10 protein-coding genes are annotated in these 11,683 nt (G+C 62.0%); 5 read left to right on the top strand and 5 right to left on the bottom strand.

The genetic code is table 11. The features are described 5' to 3' along the window. A partial coding sequence (locus O2807_05270; GenBank protein MDA0999913.1) for a TSUP family transporter occupies positions 1-458 on the bottom strand: 458 nt, incomplete at its 3' end. 48 nt (positions 459-506) lie between these two features. Continuing rightward, entirely contained in the window at positions 507-1,490 is a 984-nt protein-coding gene (locus tag O2807_05265; protein MDA0999912.1) for an amidohydrolase family protein, read from the bottom strand. A 281-nt stretch (positions 1,491-1,771) separates the two neighbouring features. On the opposite strand from O2807_05265, the gene O2807_05260 reads away from it, so the two are divergent. Both O2807_05260 and O2807_05255 read left to right on the top strand, forming a co-directional pair. Beyond that, a complete protein-coding gene (locus O2807_05260) occupies positions 1,772-2,146 on the top strand; it encodes a hypothetical protein (protein ID MDA0999911.1) in 375 nt (124 codons plus the stop codon). Then, complete coding sequence (locus O2807_05255; protein MDA0999910.1) at positions 2,143-2,358, top strand: hypothetical protein; 216 nt, start codon at positions 2,143-2,145, stop codon at positions 2,356-2,358. The genes O2807_05260 and O2807_05255 overlap by 4 nt, the downstream gene beginning before the upstream one ends. A gap of 10 nt (positions 2,359-2,368) precedes the next feature. Here the strand turns inward: O2807_05255 and arsM are convergent, their stop codons facing one another. Together arsM and O2807_05245 are read right to left on the bottom strand one after the other, a co-directional pair. Further along, positions 2,369-3,121 carry an arsenite methyltransferase gene (gene arsM, locus O2807_05250; protein MDA0999909.1) on the bottom strand — a complete coding sequence of 251 codons (753 nt, stop codon included), beginning with the start codon at positions 3,119-3,121 and terminating at the stop codon, positions 2,369-2,371. Positions 3,122-3,255: 134 nt separating this feature from the next. Continuing rightward, positions 3,256-4,911 carry a hypothetical protein gene (locus O2807_05245; protein MDA0999908.1) on the bottom strand — a complete coding sequence of 552 codons (1,656 nt, stop codon included), beginning with the start codon at positions 4,909-4,911 and terminating at the stop codon, positions 3,256-3,258. A gap of 238 nt (positions 4,912-5,149) precedes the next feature. On the opposite strand from O2807_05245, the gene polA reads away from it, so the two are divergent. Further along, positions 5,150-7,903, top strand: a complete 2,754-nt coding sequence (gene polA / locus O2807_05240; protein MDA0999907.1) for a DNA polymerase I — start codon at positions 5,150-5,152, stop codon at positions 7,901-7,903. Between the two features lie 31 nt (positions 7,904-7,934). On the opposite strand, the gene O2807_05235 is transcribed toward polA, so the two are convergent. Beyond that, positions 7,935-8,483 (bottom strand): cyclic nucleotide-binding domain-containing protein, encoded by a 549-nt coding sequence (locus O2807_05235; protein MDA0999906.1) that lies wholly within the window; start codon positions 8,481-8,483, stop codon positions 7,935-7,937. Between the two features lie 310 nt (positions 8,484-8,793). On the opposite strand from O2807_05235, the gene O2807_05230 reads away from it, so the two are divergent. Next, positions 8,794-9,474 (top strand): metallophosphoesterase family protein, encoded by a 681-nt coding sequence (locus tag O2807_05230; GenBank protein ID MDA0999905.1) that lies wholly within the window; start codon positions 8,794-8,796, stop codon positions 9,472-9,474. Between the two features lie 58 nt (positions 9,475-9,532). Beyond that, positions 9,533-11,683 (top strand): ribonuclease R (gene rnr / locus O2807_05225; GenBank protein MDA0999904.1); only part of this gene is annotated, 2,151 nt, incomplete at its 3' end.

The raw sequence follows: 11,683 nt of genomic DNA, 5'->3' as shown, positions 1-11,683 counted from the left end.
AAGATCACCGCCACGGGCCCTCCCGCATAGGAGAAACCAGTCAGGCTCCCCGAGAAAAACCCGGCGATGTAGGCGAAGAAGGTTTCATCCCGAAGGTCGAGCTGAAACCGCGTCCAGGAGAGGCTGTAGAGCGCGAAGAGAAGCGCCAGCCCTAGGACCGTCCACTTCAGGACGGCCGGCGGGGTGGAAAGCAGCAGAAAAACGCCGGCGGCGGCCCCGACCCCTCCGGCGCCGATGAACGGCATAAATCGCTTGAGGTTTTCCTTTTTGGCCTTGCCGCCGAGCGCTTTCAGAATTCCGAGCCCCAGGTTGGGAAAACAAAGCAGCACCACGGCATCCCGGACCCCCGAAAGGGCGCCAATCGCGGGAACGGCAATCAGGCCGAAGTCGAAACCCACTCCTCCTTCCAGCACCGCCGCGGCGAAGATGAGCAGGGTCTCTTCCCAAGTGGGCCACATCGGTGGGGGCCTCAGCTGCCGGAGAGCGGGTGTGAGCGAAAACGCATATCAGAGGCCGAAGAGTGCCTGGGCGTTCTTGTGGCTGATCTGCTCGTATTCCTCCTGGCTCAGGCCCGCCGATGCGAGGGTATCCACAACATCGTGATCTGTCATGTCGTAGGCAAGGTCGGTCCCGAGCATCACGCGGTCGCTCCCCATAATATCCACCAGAAAACGAACCGTGGGCGGGTAGAAGACCAGCATATCGAGATAAAAATTCGACTGCAGGTATTCGAGGGGAGAGCGTTTTGCGTTTTTGCACTCGGGGCGGTGCTTCCACGCATGGGTGTAGCGGCCGAGGAGATAGGGCGCCGCCCCCCCGCCGTGGAGGAAGATGAACTGCAGATCGGGAAGACGGTCGAATATTCCGGAAAACATGAGGCGGCCGATGCTGTTCGAACTCTCCGCCGTGAACCCCACCACGTTGAACAGATGGTAATCCTTCATCTGTGCGATGCCGGCCGGATTCGTGGGATGAACGATGATGGGCACCTTGAGGGCCGCCGCCGCCTCGTAGATGGGGAAAAAGGATTCATGATCCAGGTATCTTCCGTTGACGTTGGTCCCCATGTAGCCGCCCTTGAGGCCCAGTTTCGTGACGGCGCGCTCGAGTTCGCGGACCGAGCGGGCCGCATCCTGCGCGGGAATGGCGGCCAGCGCGGAGAGCTTGTCCGGGTGGGCGGCGATCATCCGGGCGTAGCCGTCGTTGGCCGCCTGACAGAGCTCCTCCGCCAGCCCCTCGTCCGCCCAGTAGACGCCCGGGCGGGAGGAGAAAGAGAGTACGTTCATGTCGAGCCGCATCTTCTCCATCGTCTTGAAGCGAATGTCCAGATCCATGAAGGGTTCGAGAGGCGGATGCAACTCCCCCTTCACGTCGGCGCGCTTTCTCCCCTGATCGTCGATGAAGATTTTCACCCCGTAGCGAGGCCCCTCTTTTTCGATAAGATCGATATGTTCCTTGGGGAAGATATGACAGTGGACATCGATATGCATGGGAGGCTCTCCACTCGGAAAAGGATGTGATGGCTGGTACTTATCACCCGCCGCGAATGGGTGTCAATAAAGAGCCCCCGAAACCTGCCGCAAGACACCCCGCGGGCGCTCTCTCCTATGCGTTGATGCCCGCGCGCGCCGGGTGATATTCTGAAGGGGTGATGGGGGTTCAGGCTGTCGGTGATGGGGAGTCTCGGCTATTGTCTTTTTTTGTCGGTGCATTCCGCGCGAATTTTATCGTCTGGGTCTTGTTTTTATGGGTCTTTCTGCTCTCGGGATGTTTGCTGTTTCCTGCGGTGCTGATCACGGCCTCGGCCGTGGGGGTCGAATATTCCATCAATAATGTGGCCTACAAGGTGCTTCCGGAAAAAATGGACCATGTTCGCACAGGGGTTGACGTGGCGGTCTCCCGCATGGCGCTGAAGATTCACCAGCGGTGGGCGAAAGAGGAAGATGGTCAAATCATGAAGGCGTCCACGCGGAAGCACGGCGTGGACATTTTCATCATCGCGGTGACGGAGAAGACCACACGCCTCCGCGTGGATGCTTTTAACAAGGAATTCACCTTTCTTAAGGATAAGGCGCTGGCGGCCGCCGTGATTGTGGAAACGGAAAAAGAACTGAGAGCGATGGGATTGCTGAGAGCGAGCCGATGAACGGAAGAAGCCTGCAAGAGCGCTACGATCTTTCGACGAAAAAAGAAAGCCCCTTGTCGCGGTTTTTTTGGCAGATCGTCCGCTTCGCGCTGGTCGTGCTCTTTCTGTATCTGGCCTATCTCGGAGTTGTCTGGCGGAGTGCGAGTGTCGCGCCGCAAAAGATGGCGCCGGGGCCCAAGATGAAGCCGCCCGCCGCTTCGCCGAACCGCTAGTGCGTGTCCGCTATCTTCGGGTCTTTACCGCCCGGATGGTCGCGCTCTCCAGACCCGGTCCGACATAAGGTTTCGATTTGAGAATTTCGGCCGTTTCAAATCCGGCCTCGCGGAGACCGCCAAGATACGCCTCGCCGGGAATGGCGCCCGCCAGGCAAGCGCACCAGTTTTCCATCGAGTGTTCCACCCGGGCCGGACCTGTCCGGATGATGTCGGACACCACGAACCGTCCGCCGGGGCGGAGGACGCGGAAGGATTCGCGGAATACGGCACTCTTGTCCGGCGAGAGGTTGATGACGCAGTTGCTGATGATGACGTCCACACTTTCGTCCTCGATGGGCATGGCTTCCATCTCACCTTTTCGGAACTCGACGTTCTCAAGGCCCATTTTCCGGCGGTTGGCCTCGGCCTTCTCGAGCATGGCGTCCGTCATGTCGAGACCGATGACGCGGCCCGCGGGGCCGACCTCTCCGGCCGAGAGGAAGCAGTCGAGCCCCCCGCCGGAGCCCAGATCGAGCACCACCTCGCCGGGCCCCATCCCCGCATCATCCACCGGATTCCCGCAGCTGGCGTTGGCCTTCAGCACTTCCTCGGGCATGTCCGCCAGCCGCGCGGGAGCGTAGCCGCTTTTCGCCACGGCGGTCTCCTGCGCCGGCATCTCCGCCTCGCCGCAGCATGCGGCCCGCCCCTCGGCCACCTGGGCGTAGGTTTCGCGGATGGCGGTCTTGATTTTTTGCGCGTGCGGATCCGATGGGGAGGTCACGGTGCTCTCCAACCAAAAGAGAGTGCGGCGGCAAATCGCCGGAGAAACGGCAGAAGCCCTTCCTATCGAATATATGCCATCAATGAGGAAAATCAATCGAGTGGTGCACAGGAGGCTTTCGGAACAGCGGAAGGCTAGTCTTTCCAGTCGATGCCGAGGTCCTTGAGCATCTGTTCCATGTCTTCGGCCTTCTCGCCGTTCTTCTTCTTGGGCGTCTCTTTTTCTGCATTCTTTTGTTGGGCGGCGGGGGAGAGGTCCTTTCCGCCTTCCTCGCCCGGCTGGGGTTTTCCGAGGAAGGGATTTTCCGGTCCCAGCTTTTTGAACATAGAAGCGGAGAGGGCGTCTTCTTTCTGGGAGAGGATGACTTTTTGATCCTCCGGCGTGTAGTCGAAAGTGTTGAGGTCCTGAAGATTCTCTCCCTCCTTCACGAAGGAGGCCGAGTAGGACGACATGGCGTTCGGGTCAATGCCCCTCCCCGCCGAAGCGGTGCGCCCGCCCGCGGGGGAAAACGGAAGGCCCGCCTGCGAGAGCAGCGAAGCGGTGCGCGCCTCTTCACTGCGCTCGAGGGTGAATTCCCTGTATCGTTCCAGATATTCCTGAATTTCCGAGTACGGGCCCTCTGGCGCGAAGAACTCTCCGATCGGCTTTTGGAACGAATTTTGGAGATAGGAGAGCACGCGGGTGTGCATGATCGTGATCGAGGCGGTTTCAAACTCGAATGTCCGCGGAAGCGCCTTGGCGCCCGAAATCTGCAGGGAGGGCACATGCTTGAGGGCTTCGAAATCCTCCTGCATCAGCGCGCCCATCAGGTCGGCGAGAAAATCTTTTTGCTTTTCCACATCATTCGAAGCGGCCGCGGCGGCTTCGCCGGTCTGGGCGAGTTGGCCGGTGGCGCGGCGAAGATAGGTCAGAAATGCATCTGTCGCCAAAATAGCGGGACCATCGCCCTGCCGGAGCACGAAGGCGGCGCAGGTCCGGTTCCAGGGGTCGAGACAGCGGACGGCCCCTCCCGCGCGGATGTAGTTCTTCAGGTATGCCACCGCCGTCTTGGCAGGCGGCGGGGGGGGCGGCACCGTTTTTTCTTCGTATTCTTTATCGGAGGCAGGCTTTTCGGCGACGGGAAAGTCGAGCGCATCGGCGGTCAGGAGCGGGGAGGCGGATTTGCGCCTGGGGTTTTTGAACAGGAGCGCCACGTCCTCATCGAGGTCGAGGTCGCTGACAACCTCGGGCGGCGCGATGTTTTTGACATGTTTTCCGTTGCGGGGTTCTTTGCCGGAGGCGGCGTTCGCACCCGGCGCGGGAGATTTTCTTCTCCCGTCGAGGAGAAGGTGCTGCCCCTCCTGGAGCGCGCTTTCCAGATCGGTGCCCATGGCGCTCGCTGCCGGGGGAGAGCGAAAGGCCGGTTCGGGTTTTTCCTCTACGGCGGCCGGCAGGGCTTTTTCCGCGTCGGCATCCAGGGAAAAGGCGGCGTCCCGCTCCTGCGCCTCTTCCCCGCGCGGTGTTTCTTCCTCGGGTTCAGGTGTCTTGAATTCCGGTGTCCTGATTTTGGGTGCCGCGGGGGCATCCGCTTTCTCCGGTGTCCTGGAAATCCGGTAGGGGATGTCCTCGGCTTCGCTCGCTGTCTCCTCCAGCGCGGGGTAGATGGCGTCGAGCTGGCGTTGAAGCTCGTGCGCAGCCTCCTCGAGAACATGGATGCTTCGGTCGATTTCGCCCTTTCGCTCCTGGCGCTCTTTGATTTGGGCCCGGAGATAGGCGATCAGGTCGTTTCTCGAGGGGGAATCGGGAGACATCAGGCTTTTCTCTCCGGGCAGGATCCTTTATTTCCAGCGGGGCGGTGCCCCGAATAATCCATTTTCTTCAAGTCCATCGTTATCCTAAAACTTCACGTGGAAAAATGTCAAGATTTCCCTAGAAAAACAAGGATTTGCACATGATGATCGGGGGGTGTGGAGGGGGCGTTGCTTTTCGCTTCCCCCCCGTGCGAGGGTGAGCGCATCCGGGTCAAATCCTTCAGGCATGGGAGTTTTCGTGAAAGACCCCGCCAAACGCATCTATCTCATTGACGGCTCCGGCTACATGTTCCGGGCCTATTACGCCATGATCCGGCAGCGGCTCTCCAACTCCAAGGGGATGCCGACCGGAGCCGTTCTCACCTTCGCCCGCATGCTCCTCAAGGTGATTAGAGAGAAGGCCCCCGAGTACATTGCCGTCGTCTTCGACACCCCCGCCCCCACCTTCCGCCACGAGATATATCCCGCCTACAAGGGAAACCGCGACGCCCCGCCGGAGGACATGGTGGTGCAGATCCCCTATATGCAGCGTGTGGTCGAAGTGCTCCGCATCCCGGCGCTCTCGCGCGAGGGGGCCGAGGCGGACGACATCATCGGCACGCTGGCCGAAAAGGCGGCGGCGGAAGATTTCGAGGTCATCCTCGTCACGGCCGACAAGGATTTCATGCAGCTCGTGACCGAGCGGATCTCGATGTGGGACCCGATGAAGGACATCACCCTCGGGCCGGCTGAGGTGGAGGCGCGCTGGGGGGTGCCGCCGGAGAAGGTGGTCGAGGTGCAGGCGCTGATGGGGGATTCCTCCGACAACGTGCCCGGCGTCCCCGGCATCGGGGAGAAGACCGCCATCTCCCTCATCCAGGAGTTCGGGGGGCTCGAAGCCGTTCTCGCCTCGGCGGAAAAGATCAAGCGCCCCAAGCAGCGGCAGAATATCGAGGAGAACGCCGACCTCGCCCGCCTCTCGCTCGATCTGTGCACGATAAGACGCGACATCCCGGTGGATGGGAATCTGGAGAACTACCGGCTCCAGGCAGCGGACATGGAGGCCGCCCGCCGGCTCTTTGTGGAGGAGCTGGAGATCAAGAATATCCTGTCCCAGCTTCCGGGGTATGAGGGAGCGGAAAAAAAGACTACCGAAGCGGAAGCGGCCGAAGCGGCGGGCGGGCTCTCCGGCCTGCTCGGCGCGGCGCGCGAGCGCGACTACCGGCTGGTGCGCACCCAGAAAGAGCTGGCCGCCCTGCAAAAGGCGCTCGGCGCGGCGGATCGCATCAGCCTCGATCTGGAAACCACCTCCCTCAACGCCATGATCGCCGAGATCGTGGGCTTCAACTTCAGCGTTTCCCCCGGACAGGCCTGGTATGTCCCCGTCGGGCATACGGGGATCGAATCCGGTCCGCAGCTTCCGTCGGAAAAAGTGCTGGAGGCGGTCCGCCCCGCGCTTACATCGCCGAAGAAAGAGAAGATCGGCCAGAACATCAAGTACGACATCGAGGTTCTGGCCCGGGCCGGACTCAAGGTGCAGGAGCCGGTGTTCGACACCATGGTGGCTTCCTACCTCCTCCATTCCGATCGGCAGAGCCACGGGCTGGACCATCTGGCCGACGCTTTTCTGGGCCTTCAGACCATCAAGTATGCCGATTTGTGCGGGAAAGGGGCCAAGCAGATTCCCTTCGCCGAGGTGCCCGCCGAGACCGCCGCGCTCTACGGGTGCCAGGACGCCGACTTCACCCTGCGCCTGGCCGACAAGATGGCGCCGGAGCTGGAGAAGGTGGGCCTCGCCTCGCTCTTCCGCGAGCTGGAGATGCCCCTTCTGGATGTCCTGCGCGAGATGGAGATGACGGGGATCCGGCTCGACGGAGATTTTCTCGGTGAAATGAGCAAGGACCTCGAGGCGCGTCTCGATGAAATGCAGAAGAAAATCCACGATCTGGCCGGGGAGGAGTTCAACATCAACTCAACGCTCCAACTCCGGAAGATTCTTTTCGAGAAGCTGAACCTTCCCGTCGTCAAAAAGACGAAAACAGGGCCCTCCACCGACCTCGACACCCTCGAGCGGCTCGCGCCCCAGCATCCGCTTCCCGAGGAGATTGTGAATTTCCGCCAGCTCTCCAAGCTCAAAAGCACCTATGTGGACACCCTTCCCGCCCTCGTCCATCCGCAAACCGGGCGCATCCACGCCAAATTCAACCAGACTGTGGCCGCGACCGGCCGCCTGAGCAGCTCCGACCCCAACCTGCAGAACATCCCCGTCCGCACGGAGCTTGGCCGCCGGATTCGGCGGGCGTTCCTGCCGGAGGAGGGCTGGAAGCTGCTTTCGGTGGATTACAGCCAGATCGAGCTTCGTGTGCTCGCCCATTTCACCGGAGACCCCGGTCTCGTCGGCGCCTTCGAGCGGGGCGAGGACATCCATGCGACCACGGCTTCGGCGGTCTACGGGGTTTCGCCCGCTGACGTCACAGGGGAGATGCGCCGGGTGGCGAAGGCGGTCAACTTCGGGATCGTCTACGGCCAAAGGGCGTTCGGCCTGGCGCAGACCGTGGGCATCGGCTTCGATGAGGCGCGCGTCTTCATCGAGACCTACTTTCAGCGCTTTGCGAAAGTTCCCGCCTTCGTGGATGAGGTCATCGCCGAGGCCACCGAGCGGGGCTACGTTTCGACCATTCTTGATCGCCGCCGGTATATCCCGGACCTGAAGAGCCAAAACCGCAACATCCGGAGCGCGGCCGAGCGGACCGCCGTGAATTCCGTCATTCAGGGAAGTGCGGCGGATATTATCAAGAAGGCGATGGTGGCGATCGCAGCGCGCCTGCGGAAGGAAAAGCGCAAGGCGCGCCTGCTCGTCCAGGTGCACGATGAGCTTCTCTTTGAAACTCCGCCGAAGGAGCTGAAGGCGGTTACGCAACTGGTAGAGGAAGAGATGGCCCGGGCCTTCCCCCTGCGGGTTCCGCTCGCCGCGAAAGCGAACGTCGGGGACAACTGGGGCGAAGTGGACTGAGGGAGCTGGAGAGCACTCCGGAAGCGTTTATTCAGATGTCGATCTCATCACCGAGGCCTTCGACGAATTCGTCTTCGGTCGCGGTATGGTCTTTTTGTTCGGGCTGCAGCTTCTGAAGTTGCTCGAACAGGCGGTAGATCATGCCGTTGGCCATTCCGAGTTTTTCTGTTGTGGTGATGGCGATGTTCCGTATGAGCTTGATGCCGAGATCGGCGGGAAGTTCCTGCAGGGCTGTGTCGCCGATGGAGAGGAGGAGGCAGTTTTTCTTTGCGCGGACAGTGGCCGTCCGGGTGCCGCCGGCCAACAGGGCGGTTTCGCCGAAGGTATCTCCCTTGTCGAACATGGTGAGAAATTCCTCGGAGTCGAGAATGCTCCGTGTCAGATAGACCTGGCCCTCTAGGATATAATAGAGGGAATCGCCGGGTTCCTTCTCCTTGAACACGTAGTCGAACTCCTTGACCTTCTCCCGCCGGGCTTTACCGACGATGAGCTTGACCTCGGTGTCGGAGAGCCCCTTGAAGAGGGTCGTGGACTGCATGAACCGAATCATCCGGTCAGGTGCGCTTGCATTGGCGTTCATTGTCCCTCCGCGCTACGGCTCCCGAGCCTCTCTGGATTCCCGGCGACAGGATGCCTGCTTTTAATTAATATCATTTTATCGGAATATGTGAAACTGAAGTGGTTTATTTTTTTCCGCATCGGGACGAAAAATTATCCTCTAAATAGTTGATTGTTAATGTATTGCATGTCTATCGCGTGGAGGTCTCTGGTTTTGCGGCAAATCGGGAGCCGGGTTGCGCCTTTTTCCGGGGGAAACCTAAAATAGCTCCTCTTCCGCCCGGATGACGGGCGGTTTTTCCGTCCCTTTCTCCTCGGGTCGTTTTTCCCCCATGCCGAAGCTCTATGCCATTGGAGACATTCACGGGCAGCGCCGGCTGCTGCGTCTCCTGATCGAGCGGGTTCCGTTCGAAAAGGAAGACGAAATCGTTTTTATCGGCGACTACATCGATCGCGGTCCCGACTCGCGCGGGGTTGTCGAGGATGTCCTCGAATTCCGCCTCAAATATCCCCGCTCGGTTTTCCTGCGCGGCAACCATGAGGACATGTTCCTGGACTACGTTTATGAGGAGGGCCGCTACCAATCCGGCATTTTCCTGATGAACGGGGGGTACGAAACCCTCCAGAGCTACGGTATCGACCCTCGCGAAGGCCCGCCGCAGCTTCCCGCGCTTCACGCGCACTTTTTCCAGAACCTTCAGTACGTCCATCAGTCGGACGGGTTCATCTTCGTTCATGCCGGCTTCCGGCCCGGCGTGCGCCTGAGCGAGCAGAAGCCCGAAGATCTGATGTGGATCCGGAAGGATTTTTTCGAGTCCGACGCCGACTTCGGGCGGCCCGTGGTCTTCGGCCACACCCCCATGCCGGAAGTCCTGAACGAGCTTCCCCGCTTTTTGGGGATCGACACCGGTGCGGCTTACGGCAGGAAGCTCACCTGCGTCCAGCTCGCGGGCGGCAAACTCATCAAAACCTATCAGGCGGATATCAGCGAACTAAACGAGGATGAAGCGTGACCCCCGCCCTTTCTGAAAATCGGGTTTCCTCTCTTTTTCCCTTGATGGCGGCCCGCGGATGAAAGCGGACCGGTCCCATTCCGCGGCCGAACAGGCGGCGCTCTCCCTCCTCTCCCGGGAGGGGCGGCCCATGGCGGTGCGGGAGATCGTCAATATCCTCAAAATTCCGGCCAACGAACGACCCGCCCTCCGCAAAAAGATGCGCGCCCTCGCGGAGGCGGGCACCCTGGTCCGCGTGCGCGCGCGCTACGCGCTGCCGGAGAGCCTCTCCCTTTGCCGGGGCGTTTTCCGGGGGCACCGGCAGGGCTACGGCTTCGTGTTGCCCGCGCCGGGGAGCGCCGAGGAGAAGAAGGGAGATGTCTTCATCTCGCGGAGCCGGACGCGGGGCGCGATGGACGGCGATCAGGTGAGCGCCCGCGTCGAGAAGGTGGGGGAGGACGGCCGGCGCGAGGGGAGCATCGTTTCGATTGATGTGCGCGCCCATTCCTCCCTGGTGGGCCGGTTGGTGGTGGAAGGGCGGCGGGCCTGGGTCGAGCCTCAGGACACGCACATCTCCCATCCGGTTTATCTCCCTGCGGGCGGATGGAAGGGAGTGCGCCGCGGGGAGTGGGTCGAGGTGGAGATCACCCGCTTTCCCGGCCCCCGGACGGAGGCACAGGGGAATATCCTCCGCGCCTTCGGCTATCCGGAAGACCCCGCCGCCGAGCAGAGGATGATCATCGCCAAGTACGGCTTGCGCGAGGATTTCCCGGTGAAGGTACTGAAAGAGGCCGAGGAGTGGCGTGCGCCCCGCGAGAGCGATCCCTTGCCCGAAGGGGTGGAGGATCTGCGCGATCTCACGGTGCTCTCCATCGACCCCCGGACCGCCCGTGACAGGGACGATGCCCTTTCGATCGAGGCGCTTGAGGGCGGCGTCCGTCGTCTCGGCGTCCACATCGCCGATGTGAGCCACTACGTCCCGGCGGGCACGGCGATCGATGGCGAGGCGTCCCGCCGCGGGAACAGCGTCTACTTTCCCGATCGGGCGATCCCGATGCTGCCGCCGAAACTCTCGGGCGATGTCTGCTCCCTCTCGAGCGGCGAGGTCCGCCGCACCTTGTCGGCGTTTCTCGATTTCAACGCGAAGGGAGAGCGCGTGGGCTTCCGGCTCACCTTTGGGTGGATTCGCTCGCGAGGGCAGCTCACCTACCACGGCGCCGGCGCCGTTCTCGAGGGGCGGCAGATACCGGAGGAGGCGGAGTACCGCGCGGCGGCGGGTCTCAAAAAAGAGCTGGACGAGATCGCCGCGCTCTCCCGCCTGCTTCATGCCCGCCGGATGACGCAAGGGAGTCTTGACTTCGAGTTGCCGGAGGCCGAAGTCATCCTCGATGAGAAGGGCGCGCCCCGGGCCATCGAGCGCGCCCCGCGAAACGCCGCCCACCGCCTGGTGGAAGAGTGCATGCTGGCGGCCAACTGCGCCGTGGCGGAGTTTCTGGAGAAAGCGGGGGGAGCAGCCGTCTACCGTGTGCACGATGCACCCGTTGCGGAGAAACTCCAGGCCGTGCGGTTCGTTCTCGCGCAGCTCGGCCTCCCCGCCCCCCAAGCGGATGCACTTGCGCGCCCCGGCGCCCTGCAGGAGGTGCTCGCCGCCGCGGCGGGAAAGGATATCGAGCGCTTTGTGAATCTGGTGGTCCTGCGGAGCATGAGGCTGGCCCGCTATGCCCCCGCTCCGGGGCTTCACTTCGGGCTGGGCTTCAGCCACTACACCCATTTCACCTCGCCCATCCGCAGGTACGCGGACCTTCTGGTGCACCGCCGGCTGAAGCGCCTCCTCCGCGGGGATCGCAGCCGGCCGAATGCAGACGCCCTTGCCGAGAGCTGCGCCCACATCTCCGAGACCGAGCGCACCGCCGAAGCGGCCGAGCGCGATATGGTGGCCTTCCACAAGGCGCTCTTCATGAAGGATCGGGTGGGGGAGCGATTTTCGGGGCACATCTCGGGGGCGGCCGCCTTCGGCATCTTTGTCGAGCTCGCGGACATTTTCGTCGAGGGCATGGTGCCGCTCGCCGCGCTGGCGGATGACTACTACCGGTTCATCCCGGAGGAGTTCTCCGTCCTGGGCGAGCGGACGGGCAGGCGATTCCGCCTCGGCGATCCGGTGAGCGTGCGCGTCGTGGGTGTTGATCTCGGCAAGCGGGAGGTTGAGTTCGAACTTCTCGGCGGGGGCGGG

Source organism: bacterium, from assembly GCA_027622355.1.
Classification (GTDB): Bacteria; UBA8248; UBA8248; order UBA8248; family UBA8248; genus JAQBZT01.
Note: the sequence above shows the minus strand (reverse complement) of the source record. Positions and strands in the feature narration are given on the sequence as shown.